The organism is Methylobacterium sp. JK268 (assembly GCF_054052225.1).
This window is the reverse complement of sequence record NZ_JBSVZN010000015.1, coordinates 54,268-80,521: the sequence shown is the minus strand read 5'-3', so window position 1 is coordinate 80,521 and position 26,254 is coordinate 54,268. Positions and strand designations below refer to the sequence as shown.

The 26,254-nt window shown below is 73.6% G+C and carries 22 protein-coding genes; 11 read left to right on the top strand and 11 right to left on the bottom strand.

Annotation, left to right across the window (positions count from 1 at the left end):
* Positions 1-38 precede the first annotated feature (38 nt).
* Positions 39-2,942 carry a PAS domain-containing protein gene (locus ACW9J6_RS17865; protein ID WP_457117843.1) on the bottom strand — a complete coding sequence of 968 codons (2,904 nt, stop codon included), beginning with the start codon at positions 2,940-2,942 and terminating at the stop codon, positions 39-41.
* A gap of 227 nt (positions 2,943-3,169) precedes the next feature.
* On the opposite strand from ACW9J6_RS17865, the gene ACW9J6_RS17860 reads away from it, so the two are divergent.
* From ACW9J6_RS17860 to ACW9J6_RS17850, 3 genes are all read left to right on the top strand, one after another.
* On the top strand, positions 3,170-4,330 hold the full coding sequence (locus tag ACW9J6_RS17860) for a PAS domain-containing protein (protein ID WP_457117842.1): 1,161 nt from the start codon (positions 3,170-3,172) through the stop codon (positions 4,328-4,330).
* Positions 4,317-4,823, top strand: a complete 507-nt coding sequence (locus ACW9J6_RS17855) for a response regulator (protein ID WP_457117841.1) — start codon at positions 4,317-4,319, stop codon at positions 4,821-4,823. The genes ACW9J6_RS17860 and ACW9J6_RS17855 overlap by 14 nt, the downstream gene beginning before the upstream one ends.
* A gap of 255 nt (positions 4,824-5,078) precedes the next feature.
* On the top strand, positions 5,079-6,221 hold the full coding sequence (locus tag ACW9J6_RS17850; RefSeq protein ID WP_457117840.1) for a tlde1 domain-containing protein: 1,143 nt from the start codon (positions 5,079-5,081) through the stop codon (positions 6,219-6,221).
* A 16-nt stretch (positions 6,222-6,237) separates the two neighbouring features.
* Here the strand turns inward: ACW9J6_RS17850 and ACW9J6_RS17845 are convergent, their stop codons facing one another.
* A complete protein-coding gene (locus ACW9J6_RS17845) occupies positions 6,238-7,038 on the bottom strand; it encodes a lytic murein transglycosylase (protein WP_457117839.1) in 801 nt (266 codons plus the stop codon).
* A 318-nt stretch (positions 7,039-7,356) separates the two neighbouring features.
* Between ACW9J6_RS17845 and ACW9J6_RS17840 the strand changes: the two genes are divergently transcribed.
* The 7 genes from ACW9J6_RS17840 to ACW9J6_RS17810 all read left to right on the top strand — a co-directional run bounded on the left by ACW9J6_RS17840 (position 7,357) and on the right by ACW9J6_RS17810 (position 15,637).
* The gene (locus ACW9J6_RS17840) at positions 7,357-8,475 is read left to right on the top strand and encodes an NAD-dependent epimerase/dehydratase family protein (protein WP_457117838.1); all 1,119 of its coding nucleotides are present in this window, start codon (positions 7,357-7,359) and stop codon (positions 8,473-8,475) included.
* Positions 8,472-9,566: an NAD-dependent epimerase/dehydratase family protein gene (locus tag ACW9J6_RS17835; RefSeq protein WP_457117837.1), complete on the top strand. Its 1,095-nt coding sequence runs from the start codon at positions 8,472-8,474 to the stop codon at positions 9,564-9,566. Before ACW9J6_RS17840 ends, ACW9J6_RS17835 begins: the two co-directional genes overlap by 4 nt.
* Before the next feature lie 88 nt (positions 9,567-9,654).
* Positions 9,655-10,953: a TIGR04295 family B12-binding domain-containing radical SAM protein gene (locus ACW9J6_RS17830; RefSeq protein WP_457117836.1), complete on the top strand. Its 1,299-nt coding sequence runs from the start codon at positions 9,655-9,657 to the stop codon at positions 10,951-10,953.
* Positions 10,938-12,098, top strand: a complete 1,161-nt coding sequence (locus tag ACW9J6_RS17825; protein ID WP_457117835.1) for a glycosyltransferase family 4 protein — start codon at positions 10,938-10,940, stop codon at positions 12,096-12,098. The genes ACW9J6_RS17830 and ACW9J6_RS17825 overlap by 16 nt, the downstream gene beginning before the upstream one ends.
* Positions 12,095-13,189, top strand: coding sequence for a CgeB family protein (locus tag ACW9J6_RS17820; RefSeq protein WP_457117834.1), 1,095 nt, complete (start codon positions 12,095-12,097; stop codon positions 13,187-13,189). Before ACW9J6_RS17825 ends, ACW9J6_RS17820 begins: the two co-directional genes overlap by 4 nt.
* Before the next feature lie 271 nt (positions 13,190-13,460).
* The gene (locus ACW9J6_RS17815; protein ID WP_457117833.1) at positions 13,461-14,558 is read left to right on the top strand and encodes a CgeB family protein; all 1,098 of its coding nucleotides are present in this window, start codon (positions 13,461-13,463) and stop codon (positions 14,556-14,558) included.
* Positions 14,555-15,637, top strand: coding sequence for a CgeB family protein (locus ACW9J6_RS17810; RefSeq protein ID WP_457117832.1), 1,083 nt, complete (start codon positions 14,555-14,557; stop codon positions 15,635-15,637). The genes ACW9J6_RS17815 and ACW9J6_RS17810 overlap by 4 nt, the downstream gene beginning before the upstream one ends.
* A 143-nt stretch (positions 15,638-15,780) precedes the next feature.
* Here the strand turns inward: ACW9J6_RS17810 and ACW9J6_RS17805 are convergent, their stop codons facing one another.
* From ACW9J6_RS17805 to ACW9J6_RS17780, 6 genes are all read right to left on the bottom strand, one after another.
* Complete coding sequence (locus tag ACW9J6_RS17805; RefSeq protein ID WP_457117831.1) at positions 15,781-16,200, bottom strand: nuclear transport factor 2 family protein; 420 nt, start codon at positions 16,198-16,200, stop codon at positions 15,781-15,783.
* Between the two features lie 107 nt (positions 16,201-16,307).
* Positions 16,308-16,484, bottom strand: a complete 177-nt coding sequence (locus ACW9J6_RS17800; RefSeq protein ID WP_457117830.1) for a metallothionein — start codon at positions 16,482-16,484, stop codon at positions 16,308-16,310.
* Positions 16,485-16,545: 61 nt separating this feature from the next.
* Entirely contained in the window at positions 16,546-17,406 is an 861-nt protein-coding gene (locus ACW9J6_RS17795; RefSeq protein WP_457117829.1) for a PIG-L deacetylase family protein, read from the bottom strand.
* On the bottom strand, positions 17,403-18,338 hold the full coding sequence (locus tag ACW9J6_RS17790; protein WP_457117828.1) for a glycosyl hydrolase: 936 nt from the start codon (positions 18,336-18,338) through the stop codon (positions 17,403-17,405). The genes ACW9J6_RS17795 and ACW9J6_RS17790 overlap by 4 nt, the downstream gene beginning before the upstream one ends.
* 175 nt (positions 18,339-18,513) lie before the next feature.
* Positions 18,514-20,331: a sensor histidine kinase gene (locus tag ACW9J6_RS17785; protein WP_457117955.1), complete on the bottom strand. Its 1,818-nt coding sequence runs from the start codon at positions 20,329-20,331 to the stop codon at positions 18,514-18,516.
* 123 nt (positions 20,332-20,454) lie between these two features.
* A complete protein-coding gene (locus ACW9J6_RS17780; RefSeq protein ID WP_457117827.1) occupies positions 20,455-20,697 on the bottom strand; it encodes a heavy-metal-associated domain-containing protein in 243 nt (80 codons plus the stop codon).
* 206 nt (positions 20,698-20,903) lie between these two features.
* Between ACW9J6_RS17780 and ACW9J6_RS17775 the strand changes: the two genes are divergently transcribed.
* Positions 20,904-22,373 (top strand): EAL domain-containing protein, encoded by a 1,470-nt coding sequence (locus ACW9J6_RS17775; RefSeq protein ID WP_457117826.1) that lies wholly within the window; start codon positions 20,904-20,906, stop codon positions 22,371-22,373.
* Between the two features lie 307 nt (positions 22,374-22,680).
* Here the strand turns inward: ACW9J6_RS17775 and ACW9J6_RS17770 are convergent, their stop codons facing one another.
* The 3 genes from ACW9J6_RS17770 to ACW9J6_RS17760 all read right to left on the bottom strand — a co-directional run bounded on the left by ACW9J6_RS17770 (position 22,681) and on the right by ACW9J6_RS17760 (position 26,253).
* On the bottom strand, positions 22,681-24,315 hold the full coding sequence (locus ACW9J6_RS17770) for an inorganic phosphate transporter (RefSeq protein WP_457117825.1): 1,635 nt from the start codon (positions 24,313-24,315) through the stop codon (positions 22,681-22,683).
* A 103-nt stretch (positions 24,316-24,418) separates the two neighbouring features.
* The gene (locus tag ACW9J6_RS17765) at positions 24,419-25,393 is read right to left on the bottom strand and encodes a hypothetical protein (protein ID WP_457117824.1); all 975 of its coding nucleotides are present in this window, start codon (positions 25,391-25,393) and stop codon (positions 24,419-24,421) included.
* 77 nt (positions 25,394-25,470) lie between these two features.
* The gene (locus ACW9J6_RS17760; protein WP_457117823.1) at positions 25,471-26,253 is read right to left on the bottom strand and encodes an ABC transporter permease subunit; all 783 of its coding nucleotides are present in this window, start codon (positions 26,251-26,253) and stop codon (positions 25,471-25,473) included.
* Between the last annotated feature and the right edge of the window lies 1 nt (position 26,254).

Below are 26,254 nucleotides of genomic sequence, written 5' to 3'. Positions count from 1 at the left end.
CCGGTGGTGACGCGCCCGCGGGGCGAAACCGTGGCGGCTCAGCCCGCCTGCCGGCCATGCCCTGCACGGGCGGTGGCGCGGTCGAGGAGACGGCCGAGATCCTCGCCGGAATAGGGCTTGTGCAGCAGGTCGAAGCCGTGCGCGCCCTCCTGCGCCAGCACGTGGCTGTAGCCGGAGGCCAGCACCACCGGCAGGGCGGGCAGGCGGCGGCGCAATTCGCGGGCGAGCGCGATCCCGCCCATCCCGGGCATGACCACGTCGGAGAAGACCGCGTCGAACCCCGCCCCGTCCCCGCCGAGCCGGTCGAGCGCCTCCTCGGCGTTGCAGGCCCAGGCGGTCTCGAAGCCGAGATCCTGGAGGATCTGGCAGGCGAAGCGGCCGACCTCGACGTTGTCCTCCACCACGAGCACGCGCCGGCCGGCCCCGGAGGGGGCGAGGACGCGCGGGTCCGGGTCCGACCCGAGCGCGCCGCCCGGCACCTCGACCTGCGGCAGGTAGAGGGTGAAGGTGGTGCCCCGGCCCGGCGCGCTCTCGACCGCGATGTCCCCGCCCGACTGCTTGGCGAAGCCGAAGACCTGGCTGAGACCGAGGCCGGTTCCCTTGCCGACATCCTTGGTGGTGAAGAAGGGCTCGAAGATCCGGCCGAGCACGTCGGGCGGGATGCCCGCGCCGGTGTCGCTGAGCGAGACCGCCGCGAAGGGTCCCGGAGCGCCCGCGTGGCCGCGGATCGCCGGGAGCGCGCGGTCGCACTCGATCCGGAGCGTCAGCGTGCCCTCGCCGCCCATCGCGTCGCGGGCGTTCACCGCCATGTTGACCAGCGCCGTCTCGAACTGGCTCTGGTCGGTGCGCACGAAGCAGGGCTGGTCCGGGACCTGCGTGACGACGCGGATCCGCGCGCCCGTGACGGCGTCGAGCATCTCGCCGACGCTGCGCAGCCGCGCCCCGACATCCACCACCTCCAGCTTGAGGGCTTGGCGCCGGGCGAAGGCGAGGAGTTGGCCGGTGAGTTTGGCCGCCCGGTCCACCGTGTCCGAGACCGCGTCGAGGTAGCGACGCCGCCGCTCCTCCGGCAGGTCGGGCCGGCGCAGGAAGTCGACGGAGGAGCGGATGATGGTGAGCAGGTTGTTGAAGTCGTGCGCCACCCCGCCGGTGAGCTGGCCCACCGCCTCCAGCTTCTGCGACTGGCGCAGAGCCTCCTCGGCCCGGCGCTGCTCGGAGACGTCGCGGCCGAAGCCGTAGAGGGTCCCGTCCTCCGGCACCAGGGTCCAGAGGATCCGGCGCGCCTCGCCCTCCCGCGTCAGGAAGGCGATCTCGACGTCGTCGTCCTCCTCGCCGGCGAGGCGGCGGGCGATCGCCCCCGCCATGGCGGCCCGCTCGCCCGCGGCCACGAACGCGACCAGGGGGCGGCCGACGCATTCGGCCTCGGGCCAGCCGAGGATCCGCTCCCAGGACGGATTCACCGAATGGACGATGCCGTCCTCCGTCGCCACGACCTTGAGCACCGGCGACAGGGTCCAGATCCGGTCGCGGTCGCGGGCCTGGGCGGCGATCTGCGCCTCCAGGGATTGCGTGCGCGCCTGCAGCAGCTCCTCGACCCGCTTGCGGTCGGTGACGTCGTGGACGAACACGTAGGCGCCGTCCACGCTGCCGTCGGGCCGCCGCCGCGGCAGGTAACGGATGTCCGCGATGCGCTCGCGCCCGTCCGGCCAGGGCCAGGTGCGCTCGAGCCGCACCTCCTCACCGGCCAGCGCCCGCTCCACGAAGGGACGGCGGACCGCGAATTCGTCGGGCCCGATGATCTCGGACATCGTCCGCCCGACCACGTCGTCGGAGGCGTGGCCGAACCACGTCTCGTAGGCGGCGTTCACGAACTGGTAGGTGAAGCCCGAATCGATCACCGCGATCAGCACCGGCATCGCGTCGGCGACGAGGCGCAATTCCGCCTCGCGGTCGCGCATCGCCCGCTCGTTCTCGCGCCGCGGCGTGATGTCGGTGAACAGGACGGCGACGCGGGCGAGGTCCGGGTGGTCGATCCGATAGGCGCAGACGTCGTACCAGCGCCCGAGGGCCGCCGCGGCGTGCTCGACGCGCACCGGGCGGCCCGTGCGCGCCACCGCCCCGAAGGTCTCGGACCAGTAGGGCTCGTTGTCCGGCACGAGGTCCCGCATGCGCCGGCCGACCGCGTCCGTCAGCCCGGTCTGTCCGGTGAAGGCCGGGTTGACCTCGAGAAAGCGGAAATCCTCCGCCCTCCCCTCAGCGCCGAACAGCACCTCGATCAGGCAGAAGCCGGCATCGATGGAGTTCAGGAGCGAGCGGTAGCGCTCCTCGCTCACCCGCAGGGCCGCCTCCGTGCGCCGCAGGCCGAGCTGCGCCATCACCGTGCGGGCGAGCGCCCGCAGGATGAAGCGCTGCGGCTCGGTCAATTCCCGCGGCTCGCGGTCGAGGACGCAGAGCGTGCCGATGGCGTGGCCCTCAGGCGTGACCAGGGGCACCCCCGCGTAGAAGCGCAGCCGGGGCTCGCGCGCCACCAGCGGATCCTCCGCCCAGGCCGGGTCGCGGTCGAGGTGGTTGAGCTCGACGACGTCGGGCGCCCGCAGCACCTCGGCGCAGAAGCCGATATCGACGGGGAATTCCCGGGTGTCGTGCCCCACCGCGGCCTTCACCCATTGCCGCTCGCCGTCGATGAAGTTGATGTGGGCCATCGGCGTGCCGCAGGCCTTGGCCGCCGTCTCGGCGATGTCGTCGAACTCCGCCTCGCGGGGCGTGTCGAGGATCGCGTAGCTGCGCAGGGCGGCGAGACGGCGGGCGTCCTTCAGCAGGAAGGGCGTTCCTTCGGGCCGTTCCCGCGTCACGTGCGGGGTCTCGGTCGTGGCAGCGGCGTCGGGGATGGAGACCTCCCGGGATTCGATGCGCCTGATGTAGCGCGCCTGGCCGGCGAGCATACCGTCGTCGCACGGCCGGCTCTCGCCACCCAACCCGCGCGCTTGGCAATCGTTCTTTGTAAAATGTTAAAGCTTGGTCAGTCGAGGTCGAATCGACCGTGCCAGCGTGCACAGGCGGCCCCCTACCCTAGCGGATGATCGACGCGGGCCGGCGGAACTTCGCCAATCGGGACTGCTTTCCTTGGCGGACCGGCCGGGCGGCGCCGGCCGTGGAGGATCGACACGGGATGACGGGGGCCGAAACGGATCGGCCGCGCGAGGCGCGGCAGGCGCGCGGCCCCGCCGGTCCGGGCGAGACCGACGAAGCGGCCGCGGCCGCCGCGACGGCCCTGGCGGGTGCCCGCACCGCGATGGTGGTGACGGATGCGCGGGCGCCCGACAACCCGATCGTCTTCGCGAACCGGGCCTTCCTCGACATGACCGGTTACCCGCCCGAGGCGGTGATCGGCCGAAACTGCCGCTTCCTGCAGGGTCCGCAGACCGACCCGGCCGAACTGGCCGTCCTGCGGGAGGGCATCGCCCGGCAGGAGACCACCTACGTCGAGATCCTCAATTACCGGCGCGACGGCCGGCCCTTCTGGAACGGGCTCCTGGTCTCCCCCGTGGAGGGGCCGGACGGGCACCTGCGCTACCATCTCGGCGCCCAGCGCGACGTCAGCGACACCAAGGAGCGGGAGCGGCGCCTGCGCGCGTCCCACGCCGACCTCGTCGAGGCCCGCGCCAGCCTCGAAGGCGAGGTCGCCGCTCGCACACACGACCTCGTGGAGAGCCTCTCCGCCAAGTCCACCCTGGTGACCGAACTCGACCACCGGGTGAAGAACAACCTCCAGCTGATGCTCTCGCTCGTGAGCATCGAGATGCGGCGGCGCGACCACCCGGAGGCGCGGGCCGCCCTCGGGGCGATCCTCGACCGGCTCCAGGCGCTCGGCACCGTCCACCGGGGATTGTTCAACGCCGACGAGGTCGGGCGCTTCGACGCCGCCGTCTTCGCCCGGGACCTCGCCCAGGAGGTGCTGTTCCGCGCCCGCCGGCGCGACCTGCGCCTCGAACTCGATACCGAGCCCGTCCTGATCCCGGCCGGGAAGGCGGCGCCGATCGCGCTGGTGCTCAACGAGCTGATCGCGGGCGCGATCGCGCAGGGCTATCGGGGGCGGCGCGGGCGCCTGCGCATCACGGTCCGGCGGCGCGAGGGGCGCTTCTGCTTCGCGATCACCGACGACGGCTACTCGACGACGGAGGAGGAGACCCTGCACGCCACCGGAGGCCTCCTGGTCCAGGTGCTCGCCCGCCAGCTCGACGCGGCGATCGACTGGTGCCTCGGCGACGCCCACGCCCTCGTCCGGGTCACGTTTCCGCTCGACGGGGAGGGCCGCGATGGGCGCGGCTGATCCGACGCTGCTGATCGTGGAGGACGAGGTGGTGGTGGCGCTCGACGTGGAGGATCTCGCCCAGGAGGCGGGGTTCCGCATCGCCGGGCACGCCCTGCGGGGCGCCGACGCCATCGCCCTGGCGGAGCGCGTGCGGCCGGACGTGGCGCTGGTGGACCTGCAGCTCCTCGACGGTCCCACCGGCCTCGCGGTCGGGCGCCGCCTCGCCGAGGAGCTCGGCACCCTGGTGGTGTTCATGACCGCCAACCGCCAGAACCTGCCGCCCGACCTCTGCGGCGCCTGCGGGGTCATCGCCAAGCCCTACACGCAGAGCGGCCTCCTGCACGCGCTGGCCTTCCTGCACGGCTACGCGATCGGCCGGATCGCCCTCGACACCCTGCCGGCCTGCCTCGAACTCGCCCGGCCGCTGCGGGACCGTCCTGGCGGGGCCTCCCCGGACCCGACCTCCCCGGCGACGGACGGGGCGGCGCCATCGCCCACCGGCCGCCACTGAGTCGGGTGCGGCCGTCCTCCGGCAAGCTTGAGCATAGGCTCACCCCATCCATTTCCGCTTACGGCCAAGCTTAATCCAGCAATCACTCAGCACATGACGACGCCCTCAGCGCGCAATACGCTCAACGGAGGCAAATCCCCGACATCCTACCTCCGATCGACCACAGTCTCGCCCCAGAAAAGCCGAGGCTCGACGGTTCTCTACTGCCACGCAAGGAAGGCGGCGACTGTTCGCAGCGGGCGGGGAGGTGATCCGGTGGGCGGCGTGCAGATGGTTCTCGAAGGCCCGTCCTCTGCCCGCGTGGCGGCGCCGGGCCGCCGCGCCGCGGCCCTGGCGGCCGCGATCGTCGCCGCCGCGAGCCTCGCGGTCCCGGCGACCCGCCCGCACGAGGAAGCGCCGCCTCCGGCCGCGATCGTCGCGGCCGCGCCGGAGGTCCTGGACCCGGCCGGGCCGGACCCGATCGAGCCGGCGCGGACGGCCGACACCGCCCCGCCTTCGACGGAGACGCCGGACCTCCCGCTCCTCGCCGGCGCGCCCCTCCCCGCCTGGCAGACGGCTTTCCTCGACCCGCTGCTGCGGGCGGCGCTCGCCCCGCCCACCGATCCCGACGCCGCCCCGGCCGAGGGCGCCCAGGCGGAGAATGCGCCGCCGGCGGCGGACGCTCCCAGGCTCCCCGAGGCGGTGCCGCTGCCGGTGCCGCGCCCGCCGGACCTGCTGCGGCCCCGCGCACCCCGCCTCGCGGACCGGCCGGGCCGCCGCGCCGCCCGCGTGGCGCAGGCTCCGGCGGCGCCCGCCGAGGACAACCGCAACTTCTTCGAGAAGCTGTTCGGCCTCCCGGCCTCGCCCTCCGCGGGCCCGGGCCTCGCCTACGCGGCCCTGGAGACGACCCCCGCCCCGCCGCCGACCCGGCGCCTGATCGTCCCCATGCCGGGGCCGGACGTTGCCCGGGCGACGGCCGTCTACGACATCAGCGCCCGGACCGTGACGCTGCCGAACGGCGAGCGGCTGGAGGCCCATTCGGGCCTGGGCGACAAGCTGGACGACCCGCGATTCGTCCACGTCCCGATGCGCGGGGCGACGCCGCCCGGCACCTACGACCTCACCGAGCGCGAGACGCTGTTCCACGGCGTGCGGGCGATCCGCCTGACGCCGGTTGGCGGCAACGGAGCCGTCTACGGCCGGGTCGGGCTCCTCGCCCACACCTTCATGCTGGGACCGACGGGCGCGTCGAACGGCTGCGTGTCGTTCCGCAACTACGATCGCTTCCTGCAGGCCTTCCTGCGCGGCGAGGTGCAACGCCTCGTCGTGGTGGCCGGGCGCGGCCAGGACGCCCCGCCGACCAGCGCCGAGCGCCGGATCGGCCTGTCGGACCGGGCCGGGACCGGCGGCGGGGCGTGAGCGGGGCGCTCCGCCCTCACTCGCCCCCGTCGATCCGCTTGCCGATCAGCGCGATCGCCCGCTGGTAGACCGAGGCGGCGTTCCAGCCCTGGATCGCCGCGAAGTTCGGCTCGCCGGGCTGGTAGCCGGCGCCGCGCTGCCAGCCATGGGCGCGCAGGAAGTTCGCGGTGGAGTTCAGGGCGTTGGCGGAATTGTCGAGGCTGCCGCCGGTGCCGTAGTTCAGCACGTTCTTCGGCAGGAACTGCGTGTGCCCGACCTCGCCGTGCGCCGCGCCGCGGGTGCTCGCCGACATCACGCCCCGGTCGATCAGCGTCAGGGCGGCGTAGAGCTGGTCGGTGAAGTAGGCCGAGCGGCGGCAATCATACGCCAGGGTCGCCACCGCCGAGAGCGTGTTGACGTTCCCCCGCACCGCGCCGAAGCCCGTCTCCATGCCCCAAATCGCCAGGAGCGGGCCCGGCGGCACGCCGTAGCGCTGCTCGATCGAGGCGAACAGGGCGGCGTTCTGCGCCTTCATGGCCCGGCCCCGCGACACGATCGCCGGTCCGCCGCGCTTGGCCAGGAACTGGTCGAGCGAGAGGTGGAAGCTGCGCTGGCCGCGATCCGCCGCGATCGTCGCCCCCGAATAGGAGGTGCCCATCAGGGCCTGGAGGCTCGCCGCGCTCGCGCGGCCCCGCGCCTCCTCGGCGAATTCCCGTTTCCAGGCCTCGAACCCGCCCGGACCGTTGCCGCACTGCGCGGCCCGCGCCGCGCCGGCCGTGAAGACGAAGGCCGCGAGACCCGCCGCGACCATGGCTTTTCCGTAACCGGGACCGGTCATCGAAGACTCCCTCTGGCCGGCGGAACCGCCTCCGGCCCGTGTTGACCTCGCTACTTAGCTGTTCTTGCAGTCAAGGCTACGTCCGCAACGATTGCGGAGCGGCCCTGAGGAGCGCCGCACGTCGATCCGCGCGGCTCTGTTGTTCCGCTGCATCGCCGCCGGGCGGTCCGCGGCGCCCGCGGGCCGGGGCCAAGCACCCGGCGGCGGGTGAATTTTTGGGGACAAGGCGCTCTGTCCGCGGCCAGCAAGGAACTTACATACAGGTGGGATGTATGTACCTCGATCCCCTCGCGGGGTCGGCAGCGGAAGGACTCGTGCGTGCCGCAGACCATCCTGATCACCGGCGGTGCCGGGTTCATCGGCCGGGCCGTCGCCCGGGCGCTCGTGGCGCGCGGCGACCGGGTGCGGGTCCTCGACAGCCTGATCGATCAGGTGCATGGCGGGCTCGCGCGGCCCGACGACCTGCCGGAGGAGGTCGATCTGCGGCGCGGCGACGTGCGCGACAAGGCGGCGGTCGCCCAGGTGCTGATCGGGGTCGACAAGGTGATCCACCTCGCGGCCGAGGTCGGCGTCGGCCAGAGCATGTACGCGGTCGACCGCTACGTCTCGGTCAACGACCTCGGGACGGCCGTCCTGTACCAGGCTCTGATCGAGCGGCCGGTGGACCGGGTGGTGGTCGCCTCCTCCATGAGCATCTACGGCGAGGGGCTCTACCGGGACGCGGACGGCACCCTCGTGGAGGACGTGATCCGGATGCCGCGCTCGGGTCCCGACGCGCCCTGGGATCCCCTCGACGCGGCCGGCCGCCCCCTCGTGCCGGTGCCGACCCCGGAATGGAAGCGCCCGGCGCTCGCCTCGGTCTACGCCCTGTCGAAATACGCCCAGGAGCGCCTGACCCTGATGCTGAGCCCCGCCTACGGCATGGAGGGCGTGGCGCTCCGGCTGTGGAACGCCTACGGGCCGGGCCAGGCCCTGTCGAACCCCTACACGGGCGTGCTCGCGATCTTCGCCTCCCGGATCCACAACGGCGCAGCCCCGGTGATCTTCGAGGACGGGCGCCAGCTGCGCGACTTCGTCCACGTGGACGACGTGGCGCAGGCCTTCCTCCTCGCCCTCGACCGGCCCGAGGCGGCGGGGCAGGTCTACAATATCGGCTCGGGGGAGTACCGCTCGGTGAGAGAGGTGGCGGGCTTCCTCGCCCGCGCCATGGGCCGCACCGACCTCGCGCCGGAGATCGCCGGCAAGATGCGGGCGGGCGACATCCGCCACTGCATCCCCGACATCGGCAAGGCGCGGGCGGAACTCGGCTTCGCCCCGCGGCGGGACTTCACGGAGGGGCTGGCGGAGCTCGCCGACTGGGTGGCCGCGCAGGCGGATGCCCGCGACCGCGTCGCAGAGGCCCGCCGCGAACTCGAGCGGCACGGGCTCGTCGCATGAGGGCGGTGACGGGCCAGCGCCCGATCCTGATCACCGGCGGGGCCGGCTTCATCGGCGCCAACCTGGCGGACGCGCTGGCGGCCGAGGGACGGCCGGTGCTGATCTACGACGCGCTGGTGCGGCCCGGCGTCGAGGCCAATCTCGACTGGCTCAAGCGCCGGCACCCGCGGCGGATCTCGGCCGTGGTGGCGGACATGCGCGACGCCGGCGCGCTCTCGGCCGCCGCCGCGGAGGCGGGCGCGGTGTTCCACTTCGCCGCGCAGGTCGCCGTGACCACGAGCCTCGCGGAGCCGGTGACCGACTTCACGGTCAATCTCGGCGGCACACTCACGCTGCTCGAGGCCCTGCGGCGGCGCCCCGACCCGGCCCCGCTGATCTTCGCCTCGACGAACAAGGTCTACGGCGACCTCGGCGACCTCGCCCTGCGCCGCGAGGAGGAGGGCTACCGGCCGACGGACGAGGACCACCGGCGCCACGGCATCGCCGAGGCCCGCCCCCTCGACTTCCACACGCCCTACGGCTGCTCGAAGGGGGGCGCCGAGCAATACGTCCTCGACTACGCCCGCAGCTTCGGCGTGCCGACCTGCGTGATGCGCATGAGCTGCATCTACGGCCCGCGCCAGATGGGCACCGAGGACCAGGGCTGGGTGGCCCACTTCCTGATCCGCGCCCTGGAGGAGCGGCCGATCGCGATCTACGGCGACGGCCACCAGGTGCGGGACATCCTCCACGTGGCGGACGCGGTCGCGGCCTACCGGGCGGCGCTGGCGCGGATCGGCGCGGTCGGCGGGCGGGCCTACAATCTCGGCGGCGGGCCGGCCAACGCCGTCAGCCTGCGGCAGGTACTCGAGGCCATCGAGACGCTCGTGGAGCGCCCCCTCGACCTCACGTTCCATCCCTGGCGGGCCGGCGACCAGCGCTACTACGTCTCGGACACGCGCCGGGTGACGGCGGATCTCGGCCTCGCGCCGCCGATCCCCTGGCGCCAGGGGCTCGCCGACCTCGCGGGATGGCTCGCGCAGGCCCGCGGCCTTGCGCTGCCTGCAGGTCTCTCCCCCCGTCGGGCGCAGGCGGCGGTATCGAGCGCTTAACCAGCATCGGGGCACAAGCCTTGTCGCCGACCGCCGCTCCGCCAGTTCCCTGGTCTCCGTCAACAGCAGGCGTCAGGATCCCGCATCGGTGAGAATCGCCCTCGTCAACCCGACCTGGAGCTTCGCCCAGAGCATCTATTTCGGGTGCCGCGAGCCCCACCTTCCGATCGAACTCGGCGCCTGCAAGGTGCTGGCGGAGGCGGCGGGCCACGAGGTGCTGATGCTCGACGGCGCGCTCGACGGGCTGACCCTCGACGCGCTCGCCGATCAGGTCGCGGCCTTCGGCCCGGCCATGACCGTGGTGACGACCGCGCCGACCTACCTGTTCTGGCGCTGCGCCCAGCCGGAGCTGCGGGTGCCGCGCGCCTTCCTGGACGCGCTGGGGGATCGCGGCGGGCGCACCGTCGCGGTCGGTCCGCACGGCTCGGTCACGCCCGAGACGACGCTCGCCAAGCTCGGCTGCGACATCGTGGTGCGGGGCGAGTGCGAGGAGGTGGTGGCGGCTTTGGCCGCGGGCGGCCTCGCGGAGCCGGCCCGGGTGCCGTCCGTGGCCTATCGCGAGGGCGGCGCGGCCGTGGTGACCGGAGGACCGGCCGCGACGCGCTTCACCGACCTGCCGGCGATCGCCTGGCCCGACGCCTGGATCGCCCGCCACCATCACCACCACCACCGCTTCGACCGCGCCCCCGACGGGCCGGGCGCCGAGGTCGAGGCCTCGCGGGGCTGCCCCTACACCTGCACCTTCTGCGCGAAGCTCGATTTCCGCGACGGCTACCGGCGGCGGGACCTCGGGATCGTCCTCGACGAGGTCGACCGGCTGATCGCGCAGGGCGCGACCTACCTCTACTTCATCGACGAGATCTTCCTGCCCCAGAAGCCGCTCCTTGAGGCCCTCGTCTCCCGGCGCGTGTCCTTCGGCGTGCAGACCCGGATCGACCTGTGGAAGCCCGACATGCTCGACCTCCTCGGGGCGGCGGGCTGCGTCTCGATCGAGGCGGGCGTCGAGAGCCTGACGGAGGAGGGCCGCGCCCTCCTCGACAAGAAGTGCCGCGCCTCGACGGACGACCTCGCCGAGCGGCTGATCCACGCCCGGCGCTCGGTGCCCTTCGTGCAGGCGAACCTGATCAAGGTGGCCGGCGACGATCCCGACCTCGTGGCCGCCTGGCGCGACCGGCTGCGCGCGGCCGGGGTCTGGGCCAACGATCCGGTGCCGCTCTACCCCTACCCCTCCTCGCCCGATTACCGGCGGCTGTTCGGCGCGCCCGATGGGCAGGCCTGGGAGCGGGCCCACGCCCATTATCTCGGGCAGTTCGACCGCTTCAGCGACATCCAGGAGGAGCGGCCGGCGCCCCTGACCGAACTGGAATCCGCATGCTGCCCGGCCTGACCGCCGCGCGCCCGCGCGCTCCGTCCCGCACCCTGTTCATGACCGCGGACGCGGTGGGCGGGGTCTGGCAATACGCCCTCGACCTCTGCCTCGATCTCGACCGCCAGGGCTTCGGCGTCACCCTGGCGGTGCTCGGGCCCGAACCCTCCCTCGACCAGCTCCGCGCCGCCCGCACCATCCGGGGCCTCGACCTGCGGGTCATCGACGTGCCCCTGGATTGGACGGCGCTCACCCGCGGCGAGGTCGAGACCGCCGCCTGGCGCGTCGCCCGCGAGGCCGAGCGGGCGGGGGCCGACCTCGTCCACCTGAACAGCCCGGCGCTCGCCGGCATCGCCCCCTTCCCGGCGCCGATCGTGGCGGTGGCGCATTCCTGCGTGGCCACGTGGTGGGCGGCGAACCGGTCCGGCCCGCTGCCGCCGGACCTCGCGTGGCGGGCGGCGCTGGCGGGGGCGGGCTACCGGCGCGCCGCCGCGGTGCTGGCGCCCACCCGCGCCTTCGCGGCGGCGACCGCCGCCACCTACGCCCTGCCCGCGATGCCCTGGGTGGTGCCGAACGGCCGGCGCAGCCCGGCCGAGAGGGGTCACCGCACGCCCTCCGGCGCCGCCGCCTCGCCCTTCGTGTTCACGGCCGGGCGCCTCTGGGACGAGGGCAAGGGCGCCGCCACCCTCGACCGGGTCGCCGCGCGGCTCGCGCCCCGGCCCTTCCTGGCGGCGGGTCCCCTCGACGGGCCGAACGCCGCCCGCGCCACGCCCCGGCACCTGCGCTGCCTCGGCCGGCTCAGCGATCTCGACGTGGCGCGCTGGCTGTCGGGCGCCCCGATCTACGTCTCGGCGGCCCGCTACGAGCCCTTCGGCCTCGGCGTGCTGGAGGCGGCGGCCGCGGGCTGCGCCCTGGTCCTCTCCGACATCCCGACCTTCCGCGAGCTCTGGGACGAGGCCGCCATCTTCATCGATCCGGAGGACGATGCCGGCTTCGCGGCGGCGATCGAGATGGTGGCGGGGGATCCCGGGATCCGCGCGCGGCTCGGCGCGGAGGCGAAGGCGCGCGCCGACCGCCTCTCGCTGGACGCGATGGGAGCGGGCGTGCGCGCGGCCTACGCGGCCGTGCTCGGCGAGTTGCCCCGGCGCGCCGGAGCGCCCGGGTGAGGATCACGGTCTTCACCCACTCGCTGCGCTCCTGCTGGAATCACGGCAACGCCCATTTTCTGCGCGGCGTGCTGCGCGCGCTGATCGCCCGGGACCACGCGGTCACCGTTCACGAGCCGGAGGGGGCCTGGAGCCTCGCGAACCTGCGGGCCGACCACGGCGAGGCGGGCGTGGAGGCCTCCCTGGCGCCCTATCCGGACCTCACCTCGCGCATCGACCCGCCCGGCTTCGACCCGCAGGAGGCCCTGGACGGGGCGGATCTCGTTCTGGTCCACGAGTGGAACGAGCCCGCCCTGGTGGCGCGCATCGGCGCGCTGCGCAAGGCGGGCGGGCGGTTCACGCTCCTGTTCCACGACACCCATCACCGGGCGGTGAGCGATCCCGCCGCCATGCGGGCCTTCGACCTCTCCGGCTACGACGGGGTGCTGGCCTTCGGAGAGACGCTCGCCGCCGTCTACCGGGATTGGGGCTGGGGCGAGCGCGTCTTCGTCTGGCACGAGGCCGCCGACACGCAGTTGTTCCGCCCACCGGAGGCGGAGACCCTTCGCGAGGGCCTGGTCTGGATCGGCAATTGGGGCGACGGCGAGCGCAGCGCGGAACTGGAGACCTTCCTGTTCCGCCCGGCGCGTGAGGCGGACCTGTCCCTCGACATCTGGGGCGTGCGCTACCCGGAGGAGGCCCGCGCGGCCCTGGCCCGCCACGGCGCCCGCTACCGCGGCTGGCTGCCGAACGCGCGCGCCCCCGAGGTCTTCGCCCAGCACCTCGCCACCGTGCACGTGCCCCGGCGCTTCTACGTCGAGACCCTGCCGGGCATCCCGACGATCCGGGTCTTCGAGGCTCTGGCCTGCGGCATCCCCCTCGTCAGCGCGCCCTGGCGCGACAGCGAGGGCCTGTTCACCCCCGGCCGCGACTTCCTCCTCGCCGAGGACGGCGCCGCGATGACGCGCCACCTGCGGGCGCTGCGGGAGGATCCCGCCTTGCGGGCGGAGCTCGCGGCGCACGGCCTCGCGACGATCCGGGCGCGCCACACCTGCGCCCACAGGGCGGAGGAACTGCTCGCGGTGGTCGCGCGGCTGCGGGGGGCGGGGTGATGGCGGCGACGGATATTCGGGACGGCGCGCGCGGGACCCTCCCCCCTCTGCGGGGGAGGGTGGCCTGCGGAGCAGGCGCAGCGGGACGCAGTCCCGCCGAGAGGGGCCGGCGCGACAATTCTCCAGGGAGCGCCTGTCAGGACGGTTCAGGCTTCTCCGGAGGCGTGGTTCCCCTCTCCCGCCCCACTCCGTGGGGCACCCTCCCCCGCAGAGGGGGGAGGGTTGGGTCCGCCCGCCGCCCCGCCCTTCCCCTCGTCCGCGGGGTTCCCCGATGAGCACCATCGCCTTCTACGGCTCCAGCCTCCTCTCCTCCTACTGGAACGGCGCCGCCACCTACTACCGGGGCCTCATCCGCGACCTCGCGGGGCGGGGCTGGCGCACGACCTTCTACGAGCCCGACGCTTTCGACCGGCAGAGCCACCGGGACATGGACCCGCCGGACTGGTGCGCCGTCACCGTCTACCCAGCGACCGAGGCGGCGGCGCGCGAGGTGATCGCCGAGGCGGCGCGGGCGGACGTGGTGGTGAAGGCCTCCGGCGTCGGCGTGTTCGACGACCTCCTGCTCGAAGGCCTCGTGGCCGCGGCGCGCCCCGACGCGCTGCGCCTGTTCTGGGACGTGGACGCCCCCGCGACCCTCGCGGAGATCGCCGCCGCGCCCGACCATCCGCTGCGGCGGGCGCTGCCTGCCCTCGACCTCGTCCTCACCTACGGGGGCGGTCCTCCGGTGATCGAGGCCTACGAGGGGTTCGGCGCCCGGCGCTGCATCCCGGTCTACAACGCCCTCGATCCGGACACCCACCACCCGGTGCCGCCGGATCCGCGCTTCGCGGCCGACCTCTCCTTCCTGGGGAACCGCCTCCCCGACCGCGAGGCGCGCGTGGAGGAGTTCTTCCTCAAGCCCGCCGCGCGCCTCCCGGACCGCGCCTTCCTGATCGGCGGCAATGGCTGGGACCAGCGCGGGCTGCCCGGCAACGTGCGCCATCTCGGCCACGTCTCCACCCGCGACCACAACGCCTTCAACGTGACCCCGCGCGCGGTGCTCAACATCGCCCGCGACTCGATGGCGGCGACGGGCTGGTCGCCGGCCACCCGCGTGTTCGAGGCGGCGGGCGCGGGCGCCTGCCTGATCACCGATGCCTGGACCGGGCTCGAGATGTTCCTGACGCCGGACGAGGAGGTGCTGGTCGCCCGCGACGGCGCCGACGTGGCGGACCACCTCGCCGCGCTCGATCCCGCTCGCGCCGCCGCGATCGGGGCGGCGGCCCGCCGCCGGATCCTCGCCGAGCACACCTATTCCCGCCGCGGCGCCCAGGTCGACGCCATCCTGCGGGCGGCGCTCGCCGAGAGGCCCGGGGGGCGCCATCCGTGACCCGCCCCCTCGACATCGTGGTCCTGGGCCTCAGCCTGTCCTCCTCCTGGGGCAACGGCCACGCCACGACCTACAGGGCGCTGCTGAAGGCGCTGGCGGCGCGCGGCCACCGCATCTCCTTCCTGGAGCGGGACGTGCCCTGGTACGCGGCCCACCGCGACCTCGCCGACCCCGCCTATTGCGACCTCGTCCTCTATCGCGACCTCGCCGCCCTGCGGGATCTGCGGCCCCTGTTGCTGCGGGCGGACGCGGCGATCGTCGGCTCCTACGTGCCGGAGGGCGTCGCGGTCGGGGAGTGGGCGATCGCGGCCATGCGCGAGGGCGGGGGCGTCGCAGGCTTCTACGACATCGACACGCCCGTGACCCTCGCCAAGCTGGCGCGGGGCGACCACGAGTACCTGACGCCCGATCTCATCGCCGCCTACGACCTCTACCTCTCCTTCACGGGCGGGCCGGTGCTCGCGCGCCTGGAGCGGGACTTCGGCGCGCCGCGCGCCCGCGCGCTGTACTGCTCGGTCGATCCGGCCCTGTACGGGCCGACGGGGGCGGTGCCCGCCTACGACCTCACCTATCTCGGCACCTACAGCCCGGACCGGCAGCCGACCCTGGAGCGGCTGCTCATCGAGCCAGCCCGGCGGGCGCCGCAGCTGCGCTTCATGGTGGCCGGCCCGCAATATCCCGACACCATCGCCTGGCCGGACAACGTGGAGCGCCGCGACCATGTCGGCCCGGCCGACCACGCGGCCTTCTACGGCCTGAGCCGCTGGACCCTCAACGTGACTCGGGCCGACATGCGGGCGGCCGGCCATAGCCCGAGCGTGCGCCTGTTCGAGGCCGCCGCCTGCGGCACGCCGATCATCTCCGACGACTGGCCGGGGCTCGACGCGGTCCTGACGCCGGGCCGCGAGATCGTGGTGGCGGAGGGGCCGGAGGCGGTGCTGCGGGCGCTGACCCAGATGCCCGAGGCGGAGCGCGCGGCGCTCGCCGAGGCCGCCCGCCGCCGCGTGCTCGGCGCCCACACCGCCGCTCACCGCGCGGCAGAGCTGGAGGCGGCCCTGGGCGAGGCGATGGCGGGCTAATACCACCGGTCGTTTTTCATGACCGGTGGTATCCTCTCGCAGCCGCGACGACGCCCTGCGAGAGCACGCCCTTAGGGTCAATACCTGACAGCTTGACCGTGCGAAGGATCGTAGGGGGTGGTTAGCAGACCCCGATGGTGCGCCTACTTCGGCGTGGGCGTCGTCCAGGTAGCTTGAGCAACCGGATCGCTCCACGCCGAACCGATCGGCTGCATGATAACCCAGGTCTCGGCCAGCTTGCCGCCCTCAGTGCGATAGGATTGCAAGCCTGCGCGGCTGCGAACCTCGCCACTGTCCCGATCTGTCCAGCGCATCGTGAAGCGATACCACGCACGATCACCGTCGAAGCTGTGGTCATAGACAACAATCCGGACATCAGGACGCGCCTCGCGCAGCTTGGTGAGTTCGGCCGCATACGCCTCCCGGGTGACTGTCCGGTCACCCATCTCGTCGTGCCGCACATACTCCGGCGCGACGCACAACTCCACGAGATCGAAGGCACCTTCGTGCCACACGCGCTCCCAGCGGTTGAACAGGTCGCGCAAGGCATTTTCGTTCGACATACCCGGCTATCCTCGTGGGATGACAGCTACCTTGAACCAGCCTCGGATGAGATCTGCAGCGGGTCGAAAGCAGCCCCTCGCAAGGTCAAGCTGATCGAGTTTTGGCCCTAGCCATGGCAGCCGCAGCCCGCGTGCCCGCAGCCGGCATGGTCGGGATGGCTCGTAGCGCACGCGTCGCAGCAATAGGCCCGCCCCTCGTGCTGCACGGACGTCGCGAGCGGGACGACGCAGACGCAATTCTCGCAGGCACACTTCACCGCCTCCACGTCGGCAGTCTCGCTCATCGCAAATTTCCGATTCGGCTTGCGAAGTTGGCGATAGCGCGGAACGTTGCGTGACGCTAGGTTAGAATGGGGGCGATTCCGAGATGGCCCGGTCCGCCGCCCGGATCAGGTCGCGGAACTGCTCCGCATCGAGGCCGAGCCGCCACTCCTCGTAGAGGAGACGCCCCCCGTTCGGCAGCGCGTCGAAGCGGTGCTCCGGCGCCTCGCGGAAGCGCTCCAGCGCGATCGGCAACCGGTCGAGCGTCGGCGCCTGGCTGGCATGGGCCGCGAAGAGGTCGGCCTTGAGGGCGCAATCCTCCGGGTCGAGATGCAGCGCGATCGCCCGCCGCGGCGGGTCCGCCGGCAGGAAGGCGCCCGCCTCCATCCCCTCCGGGCCGCGATGGTAATAGGGCATCTCGATCACCGCGAGCGCGCCGCCCAGCAGCCGCTTGGCGCCCTGTACGGCGAGCGCGACGGCGTCGTGGTCGGGATGGCCGCCCTCGTAGGCGTGGGTGAGCACCACCCGGAGGCCGCGCTCCCGAAACAGGTCCGCGAGGCGGCGGGCGAGCGGCGCGATCGCCTCGGCGACGCCCTGGTCCGCGAGGCCGAGGGCGATGCGCCGCTCGGGCGGCACGCCGACGAGGCCGAGCGCCGCGTCGAGCTCCCGCGCCCGCGCGCGGGCATAGGCGGCGGGATCGGGGAAGCCGTGGCGCTCCGCGTCGCGCCCGTCCCGGGGCGCCCCGTCGGTGACGTGGATGACCGTGAGACCGGAGAGCCGCGGCAGCTGCGCGCCGCAGCCCACGCTCTCGTCGTCGGGATGCGCCACCACCAGGGCGACGTGGGCGGCCGCCACCGGACCGCGGGCCGGATGCGCGAGCGCGGCCAGGAAGGCCTCCGCCTCCGGCGAGGGCGGCGCCAGCGGCCCGGTGACCACGCCGCTCATGCGGAGAGCGCCGGCATCACCAGCGTCTCCGGGTTCGGGCGGAGCTGGCCGGCGTAGCGCCGGACCATCGCGGCGCAGAACTCCGCGAATTCCTCCTTCACCTGCGGCGGGCTGGTGTGGTGGGGAGCGATGCCCCGGTGCTCGGGCGTGAAGCAGAAGGTCACCGTCACGTCGAAGTCGCCCAGGGCCTCCATCTGCCGGTCGAACCAGTCGAGGGCGTTCGGCCGGAAGGAATCCGCCCAGGAGAGGCCGGTGCGCAGGTAGCGCACGCCGAGCCGGCGCATCCAGGCGACCGCCTCGTCGAGGCGGTGATCCTCGTAGTGGAACCACTGGCACAGGCCCATCGCCGGGGTGTGGCGGGCGAAATGCTCCAGCGCCGGCTTCGGGGTGCCGTCCTCGCGCAGGAGCCCCATAGCGAAGTGGCGGTAATAGGAGGAGCCTTCCGCCTCCTTGTGGCGGGTGGTGGCGCCCCAGGCCTGCGGCAGGTCGTAGAGGCTGTACCAGTGGATGCGCGGGGTGCGGCCGACCAGGAGCTCGGCCGTCCGGTCGAGCCCGAAGACCTGCACCTCATCGGCCCCGAAGGTCGAGACGCCGACCTCCGTCACCCAGACGGGCTTGGGCGTGACCGCCCGGATCTCGGCGATCTTCTGCGGCCACTCGTTGATCTGCCAGAGGTTCCAGTCGAGGGGGAAGCCGTGCACGGCCACCACGTCGACGTGGTCGAGGGCGCGCTTGGACTCGAGGAACTGCACGAAGGTCGGATCGATCGGAGAGAGGCCGCCCAGCACCGTCGGGAGGGACGGCGCCTCGCGCTTCAGGGCCTGCGCCGCGCAGGCCAATGTCTCGGCGAAGAGGTGCCAGCCCGGATCGACCTCCGGGTCCCAGTGCGACTTGTTGTTGGGCTCGTTCCAGATCATCGCCGCTTCGATCATGCGGTCCCCTTCTCGCGGCGCGTCCCGGCGGCGCGGCGCTTCCTCATGGCCAGGCCCTCATGGCCAGCCCCTCATGGCCGGCCGATCGCGGCTGAGCAAGGCGCCTGTCCCGGAGCGATGTGGCGGGCGGGGGCCGGGCGGCAAGAGCGTCCTGCGGCCGGGCCGCGTCGGGCGGTCAGCCGGCGCGCAGGAGCGGGACCGACGGGTCGGCGAGCGGCGCCGTGCGGATCGGGACCGGGCCGGCGCCGCGGCTCCCGCCGCGGCAATCGAGGGGCAGGCTCACCAGGACGCGGGTACCGCGGGCGACCGAACTCTCCAGCAGCATCTCGCCGCCATGCAGCCCGACGAGGCCGCGCACCACCGAGAGGCCGAGTCCGGTCCCCTCGTGCATGCGCGCATAGGCCGCCGGCTCGCCGGCCTGGAAGAAGGGATCCCCGAGCCGCGGCAGGTCCGCCTCGGCGATGCCGACGCCGGTATCGGTGACGGACATCTCGAGCCGGTCGTAGACCGTCCGCACCGCCACCGTGATGCGCCCGCCCCGCGGCGTGAACTTTACGGCGTTCGACAGGAGGTTGATCAGCATCTGGCGGCAGGCGCGCGGGTCGGCGGTGACCTCCGGGAGATCGGCCGGCACGTCGCGCAGCAGGGCGACCCCGCCCTGGTCGGCGCGCAGCTGCATCAGGTCGCAGCAGCCATTCACCAGGGTGCGCGGATCGAAGGGCTCGGGCGCGAAGTCGAAGCTGCCGCTCTGGATCTTGGTGAGGTCGAGGAGCGCGTTGACCACTTCGAGCAGGTGGCGGCCCGAACCGTGGATGATCGCCGCGTATTCCCGCTGGCGCTCGACCGGCAGGGCGAGGTTGGCCTCCGCCGAGAGCATCTCGGAGAAGCCGATGATGGCGTTGAGCGGCGTGCGCAGCTCGTGGCTGACCACGGCGAGGAAGCGGCTCTTGACCGCGTCGGCGCGCTCGGCCTCGGCGCGGGCGCGCTCCAGCTCCTCCGCGTGGCGGTGATGCTCGGACACGTCGCGGGTCACCGCCACCACGGCGACCGCCTGGGCGGCCCGGGCGCGGGGTCCGGGCGGGACCCGGTGGGCGCGCATCTCCACCCAGATCACCCGGCCCGCCTCGCCGGCGGCGGGGAGGTCCGCGTGCAGGCGGAACTGCACCGTCACCGGGCCGTCGAGGCTGCCCGCGTCGCTGATCGCCTTCAGGAAGGCCGGGCGGTCCGGAACATGGACGCGCGCCAGCAGCCCGCGGCCGAGCAGCGCCTGCGGGGCGGTCCCGGCGAGGCGGATCGCCCCGCGATTGGCCTGCAGCACCGCGCCGGTGCGGTCGTGCCAGGTCACGAGGTCGTCGACGGCGTCGAGGAGGAGCGCGTTGCGCGCCGAGGCCTCCTGCAGCCGGTCGCTCCAGGTCCCCTCCCGGCGGCGGTACTCCAGGGCGAGGGTGAGGACGTGGCAGATCGCCGTGATGGCGAAGACCGGCATCGCCAGCGCGGCCGACCAGCCGAGAAGCGCGTCCGGGGCGGGATCGAGGGCCGCGATGGTGAGGGCACCGAGGGCCGCGATGCCGGCCGCCAAGAGGGCGGCCCGGTGGGTGCCCGCCATCAGCGCCTCGATCGGGATCAGCACCAGCCACATCCCGACCGCCGAGGTCGGCCCGCCGGTGAGGGCGGCGAGGCACACGACGAGCCCCGTATGGGCCGCCGCAGAGAGGGCATGGGCGACGGTCAGGCGCCCGGTGCGGGCGAGGACGATCGCCGCGACGACCGGGAGCAGCAGGCAGGCGGTGATCGCCGCCTCGACGAGCGTGGGCACGCCCCGCCAGAGCAGGTAGGGCGGCAGCAGCGCCATGCTGACCGCGCCCGTGGCGAGGCGCGAGATCAGGAAGCGCTCGTGACGCGCGCGCTCGCCGGATTCCTCCGAGACGGACTCGTGGACCAGCCCCGCGAGGCGGGCGTCGATCAGGGTCGCCAAGGCCTTGTTGATACGCACGCCCGCCACGCCCGCGCCGGTGACTCCGAGGTCTGCTCCCGAGGTCACCCGCGCTCCCCGACTCCGAACGCCACGACCCTGGCAGAGCCGGCTTAAACGATCGTTAGAAGCGCGGGTTCCGTGTCAGCCGGTCATGGCGCGGGCCTCGTAGCCGGCGCGGCCGAGGGCCTGCGCCACGTCGAGCGCCTGGGCGTCGGTGACCACGCTGACCCGGCCCTGATCGAGGTCGACCGCGACCGCGGCCTGCGGGTCCAGGCGCTGGATCGCCCGCGTCACGGCCGCGACGCAGCCCTGGCAGGTCATGCCCTCGACCTGCATCAGCAGTTCCGCGCGGGGCTCTTCGGGCCGCTGTCCCTGATGCGCCATGGCTACCGTCTCCTGGTTCACGGCCCGACCGGGCCGCGGGCGGAATGTCGGGAGCAGGAGCCCGCGGGGCAAGGATCGACCGCGCCGCTCCAAGAAGCCGGGGACCGTGGCACGGCAGCGACTTGCGGGGGCGGCACGCCTCGGCAAGAATTCTCCGTCCGGCGACATGGGGACCGGCCGGTCCAGGTTTGGGGAGAGGGAGTAGCATGGCCCCGACGAGCGGCCGCCGCGCCGAAGGGCCATCCGCGGGACTCGTGTCGCTGTGCCTCGCCTCGCTCCTCGCGGGCGGCCTCTGCCTGACCGTGGCGTTCCTGTCAGCACCGGTGCTCGGCGTGGTCGCGGGCCTGTCCCTGGTCTGGGCGGCCGGCGCCAGCGTGGCCGCCGGCCTGGGCTGGCGGCGGGCCCGGCGCGCGACGGCGCAGGCGGAGAAGCTCTCCGGCGAGGTCGATCTCCTGTCGGTGCGGCTGCTGGCCCTGGAGCAGCGCCAGGGCGGCCGGGCCGCTCCCGATGCGGCGCAGCCCGACCGCGTGACGGAGGGCCTCTCGGAATTGAGCGTGGAGATCGGTCTCCTGGGCGGCATCGTGCGCGAACTCGCGGTCACGGTGGCGGCCCAGGACGGCGAGATCGCGCGGCTGAAGGAGACGCCGCCCGCGCCGGTCGCGCCGCTCTCCCCCTCGCCCGCTCCGCCCCCCGCCCCCTCGGCGCCCCCCGCCGCGCGGCCGGCCCCGCCGGCGGCCGGTCCGGCGATCCTGCCGCGGGGCGCCCCGGCTCCCCGCGCCTTCGTGCCGAGTCCCGCCCCCGCACCGGCCCTGGTGCCCGAGCCGGCCCGGCCGCGTCCGGCCTCGCCCGCCGAGGCGCAGCGCCGCGAGCGGGCGATCCTCGACGCCTTCGCATCGGGCGGGCTCGAAGTGCACCTGCAGCCCATCGTCAGCCTGCCGCAGCGCAAGGTCGGCTTCTACGAGGCGCTGGCGCGGCTCGCCGTCGGGGAGGCGCGCCTCGATCCGGCGGAATTCATGCCGATCCTGGAGCGCCACGGCCGCACCACCGAACTCGACCGGCTGATGCTGGCGCGCGTGACGGCGATCAGCCGGCAGCTCGCCGCCCGCGGCAGCGCCGCCGCCGTGGCCTACGCGCTCTCGCCGAGTTCGCTGTTCGAACCGGGCTTCCTGCGGGCGCTCGGCCGCCTCGTGGAGGCGCATCCCGAACTCGCCGGACGGCTGATCCTCGCCCTGCCCCAGCGCAGCCTGCGCAGCCTCGACGGGGAGCAGAGCGCCGCCCTGGCAGCCCTGCGCGAGCGCATTTTGCTCGCCCTCGACCGGGCGGTGGACCTGCGCTTCGACGGCGCGGCCCTCACCGCCCAGGGCGTCGCCTACGTGAAGGTGCGGGCCGACCTCCTGCTCGCCGCGAACGGGCCGGGCGCCGCTCCGGCGGATCTCGCGGCGCTGCTGGGGCGGTCGGGGATCCGCCTGATCGCGGAGGGCGTCGCCCGCGAGAACGACGTGCCCGACCTCATCGACCTCGACGTGCCGCTGGCGCAGGGGGACGTCTTCGCGCCGCCGCGGATCGTGCGGCCGGAGGTGCTCCAGCCGCCCGACCCGCCGCCCGAGCCCGAACCGCCCTCGGAGGATCCGCCGGTGCGGCGCTCGTTCCGCGACTTCCTGCGCCGCGCGGTGTGAGGGGCCGCCGGCGCTGCCGAGCCCGGCGGGTGAGGCGGAGGCATCCGGATCGTCGCACGCTCCCCTTTTCCGGACGACTGAAGCGTCAGCGGAAGGAGATCCGGAAACCAGATGATGAATCGCCGCGAAGCGGCTCCGCATGCCGGCACCGTTGCAGACAAGCGGTCGCTTCGCGTCTTCTTGCGCGGGTTTCCGGGTCGCATTCCGCTGACGCCGCATGCGCCCGGAAAACGGGGGGACACGGAAGATTGCAGGCGATCGGGTCACCCATCGCCACGCGGGCCGCTTCGTTCCAGCGGCGGCTCCGTCAGAACAGGTGCCGGAAGATCCAGTACAGGCTGCCCGCGAGGGTGATGGCGGCGGGCAGGGTCAGCACCCAGGCGGCCGCGATGTTGCGCACCGTCGCCCATTGCAGCCCGGACCCGTTCGCCACCATGGCGCCGGCGACGCCGCTCGACAGGATGTGCGTGGTCGAGACGGGCAGGCCGTAGAGTTCCGCGAGCCCGATCGTGCCGGCCGCCACCATCTCGGCGGAAGCGCCCTGGGCGTAGGTCAGGTGCTGCTTGCCGATCCGCTCGCCCACCGTCACCACGATGCGCTTCCAACCGACCATCGTGCCGAGGCCGAGCGCGATCGCCACCGAGACCTTGACCCAGGCCGGGATGTAGCGCGTGCCGTCGTCGAGGGCGCCCTCGTAGGCTTTCAGCGTCTTGGTCTCGTCCTCCGAGAAGCGGGCGCCGGCCTTCGGCAGCAGGCGCACCGCGTCGGCGGCGAGGTACATGTCGTTGCGCAGGTTCGGCGTCGCCTCGGCCGGGACCCGCTGGATCGCCCCGTAGTTCTTCACCTGCGTGGCGATGTCGGCGGAGAGGGAGGCGAGCGCCGCGTGAATCTCCGGGCGGTTGAGGTCCTTGGTCTTGAGCGCCTCGCCGACGCCGCGGCGGGCCGCGGCGGGGTCCGGCAGGGCGGCGCCGCCGGCATGCTGCCGGAAGATGCCACCGGCGGTCTCGGAGACCTGCACGAAGCCCGGCGTGGCGGAATCCGACATGGTGCGGTTGAGGGCATAGGCCGTGGGCGCGGCGCCGATCAGGATCAGCATGATCAGCCCCATGCCCTTCTGCCCGTCATTGCCGCCATGGGCGAAGGAGACGCCGGTGCAGGTCAGGATCAGCAGCCCGCGGATCCAGGGCGGCGGCGGGTTCTCGCCGTCGGGCTCCCGGTAGAGCTCCGGGCGCCGCACCAGCAGCCGCATCAGCAGGAACAGGGCCGCCGCGCCCACGAAACCCATCAGCGGCGAGACCAGCAGGGCGCGCAGGACGCCGTAGGCCTGGCCCCAATCGACCCCGGAGGTGGCCCCGTCGCCCGACGCCATCAGCTGGTTGGCGAGGCCGACGCCGATGACCGAGCCGATCAGCGCGTGCGAGGAGGAGTTCGGCAATCCGAAGGCCCAGGTCCCGAGGTTCCAGACGATGGCGGCGATCAGGAGCGCGAAGATCATCGCGTAGCCCGCCGCCGACCCGACCTGCAGGACGAGTTCCACCGGCAGCAGCGTCACCACGCTGTAGGCGACCGCGCCCGAGGAGACGATCACGCCGAGGAAGTTGAACACCCCCGACCAGACCACCGCCACGACGGGCGACAGCGAGTGGGTGTAGATGACCGTGGCGACGGCGTTGGCGGTGTCGTGGAAGCCGTTCACGAACTCGAAGCCGAGCGCGATCAGCAGGGCGAGGCCGAGCAGGACGAAGGCCCCGATGGCGAGCGGCGGCTGCCCGGCCGCGTGCATGTCGCTGACCAGCCCGTAGACGGCGTAGCCGAGGCCGCCGACGAGCAGGAGCAGGAAGGTGGCGATGGCACCCGGATGCAGGCGGTGATCGAGGCTCGGCCCGCGGCGCGGGGCTGAGACCCGGGCCGCGGCCGGGGCGAGGGCAACCGTGTCTGACATGCTGGCCTCGGGGGGCGGGACGTCGGCGGGCGGGTGCGGGGAACCACGGCCGTTCCGGGCCACCCGGCTCCGCTCCCTCAAGATGTCGCCGGGCCGCCCGGTTTCATGAATTTTCGATGACAGCCCCGCCGCGCTCCCGGAAGGCGAACCGGCGCGCGGCGGCGCGCAGCCGCACCGGGAGGTCGTGGCGGAAGATCGCGGCCCGATAGGCTGGATCGGCGACCAGCCGCGCGAGGTTGCCCGAGAGGTTGCGGGCGAAGCCCGTCATGCTGAAATTCTCCTCCCAGAGGGCGCGGCAGCGCCGCGCGCGGGCGGCGACGTCCTCCTCGCGCCAGACCTCCAGGATCCGCCGCGCCAGTTCCCGGCGGCTCCGCGCCGTGACGATCGTGTCCGCGTAGGAGCCCGAGCGGATCTCCGGCAGCAGGCCGCCGGTGTCGAGCATCACGGGGATCCGTCCCCGCGACAGGACCTCGTACATCCGGACCGTCCAATTGCCGATGCCGCGGTCGCAGACGACGAAATCCGACCCCTCGATGTTGGCGGCGAAGTCCGCCGCCGCCTGCTCGACCGGCAGCCCGGCGGCCCAGAACTTGTCCCGGATGATGTAGTTGCAGGTGAAGGCGTCGCTGCGGGCGAAGTGGGCGAGGGTGCGCCGCCGCGTCGCCCGGTTGCGCAGGGTGCCGCAGAACCCGATCACCGGCTTGTCCGCGGGCACCCGCGCGCCGACCGTGTCCGGATGGGTGATCCAGACGTAGGGCAGCGCGAATTCGCGCGGCAGCCGCCAGGCCCGGGTGAGGCCGGTGCGGTAGACGAGGGTGTCCCGGCCCTGCGCCTCGATGAGGACGTCGTAATCGGTCTGCGCGAAGACGACCGCGGGTCGCGGCGGCCCCGCGGCGGGCGGCGGGAGCGGGCAGCGGACGTTCCGGCGCACGTCCCGGATGAGATCGGGATGGAGCACGAGGTCGCTCTCGGCCTCCGAGGCGACGCGCTCCAGGCGGGCATGCGAGAGGAAGATCCGCAGGAACGGGTCGGGCTCGGCCGGAAGGAAGATCCGCGGGACTCTCTCGCCAGCAGGCACGGAAACGGTCCCGACCAATGCGTCCGGATGCTCGTTTAGGCTGTGTCCGCGACCCGCTCAACCCCGTGGCGCCGGGGCTACGCCTTTCCCTTCCAGGGCACCAGGATCCGCTCCAGCCGGCGCATGGCGAGTTCGCACAGGCCGGCCAGGGCGCCGATCACCAGGATGCCCATGATCACCACGTCGGTGCGCAGGAAGTTGGAGGCGGCGAGCACCATCTGGCCGAGCCCCGCATCGGCGGCGACCATCTCGGCGGCGACCAGCGTGGTCCAGCCGACGCCCATCCCGATCCGCAGGCCGACCAGGATGTCGGGCGCGGCCGCCGGCAGCACGACGTGGAGCAGCACCTGCCGCCGGCTCGCGCCGAGGGAGCGGGCGGCGTTGATCTGCTCGGCGGAGGCCGCGAGCACGCCCGCGCGGGTCGCGAGCGCCACCGGCGCGAAGCAAGCCAGCGCGATCAGCCCCACCTTCGAGACCTCGCCGATGCCGAACCAGATCACCATCAGCGGCAGGTAGCTCAGCGGCGGCAGCGGCCGGTAGAACTCCACGAGCGGGTCGAGGGCCGCGCGGGCGCGGTGGCTCATCCCCATGGCGAGCCCGACCGGGATGCCGGCGAGCGCCGCGAGGAGGAAGGCGCCGACCACCCGCCCCAGGCTCGCCGCCACCTGGAGCGTCAGCGGGTTGCCGTCGAAATCACCCCGCCACGCCTGGCCGAAGGCGGCGAGGACCGCGCCCGGGCCGGGCAGGAAGAGCGGCCGCACCAGCCCGGCCGCGGTGACGGCGAGCCACAGCAGCACGAGGCCGAGCACGGTGGCGAGGCTGAGCAGAGGCAGGACGCGGCGCGGCGGTCGGTCCCGCATC

Coding starts and splice junctions, on each gene's coding strand:
- ACW9J6_RS17865 (WP_457117843.1), bottom strand. CDS start 2,942: ATGCTCGCCGGCCAGGCGCGCTACATCAGGCGCATCGAATCCCGGGAG.
- ACW9J6_RS17860 (WP_457117842.1), top strand. CDS start 3,170: ATGACGGGGGCCGAAACGGATCGGCCGCGCGAGGCGCGGCAGGCGCGC.
- ACW9J6_RS17855 (WP_457117841.1), top strand. CDS start 4,317: ATGGGCGCGGCTGATCCGACGCTGCTGATCGTGGAGGACGAGGTGGTG.
- ACW9J6_RS17845 (WP_457117839.1), bottom strand. CDS start 7,038: ATGACCGGTCCCGGTTACGGAAAAGCCATGGTCGCGGCGGGTCTCGCG.
- ACW9J6_RS17835 (WP_457117837.1), top strand. CDS start 8,472: ATGAGGGCGGTGACGGGCCAGCGCCCGATCCTGATCACCGGCGGGGCC.
- ACW9J6_RS17825 (WP_457117835.1), top strand. CDS start 10,938: ATGCTGCCCGGCCTGACCGCCGCGCGCCCGCGCGCTCCGTCCCGCACC.
- ACW9J6_RS17815 (WP_457117833.1), top strand. CDS start 13,461: ATGAGCACCATCGCCTTCTACGGCTCCAGCCTCCTCTCCTCCTACTGG.
- ACW9J6_RS17805 (WP_457117831.1), bottom strand. CDS start 16,200: ATGTCGAACGAAAATGCCTTGCGCGACCTGTTCAACCGCTGGGAGCGC.
- ACW9J6_RS17800 (WP_457117830.1), bottom strand. CDS start 16,484: ATGAGCGAGACTGCCGACGTGGAGGCGGTGAAGTGTGCCTGCGAGAAT.
- ACW9J6_RS17795 (WP_457117829.1), bottom strand. CDS start 17,406: ATGAGCGGCGTGGTCACCGGGCCGCTGGCGCCGCCCTCGCCGGAGGCG.
- ACW9J6_RS17790 (WP_457117828.1), bottom strand. CDS start 18,338: ATGATCGAAGCGGCGATGATCTGGAACGAGCCCAACAACAAGTCGCAC.
- ACW9J6_RS17780 (WP_457117827.1), bottom strand. CDS start 20,697: ATGGCGCATCAGGGACAGCGGCCCGAAGAGCCCCGCGCGGAACTGCTG.
- ACW9J6_RS17775 (WP_457117826.1), top strand. CDS start 20,904: ATGGCCCCGACGAGCGGCCGCCGCGCCGAAGGGCCATCCGCGGGACTC.
- ACW9J6_RS17770 (WP_457117825.1), bottom strand. CDS start 24,315: ATGTCAGACACGGTTGCCCTCGCCCCGGCCGCGGCCCGGGTCTCAGCC.
- ACW9J6_RS17760 (WP_457117823.1), bottom strand. CDS start 26,253: ATGCGGGACCGACCGCCGCGCCGCGTCCTGCCTCTGCTCAGCCTCGCC.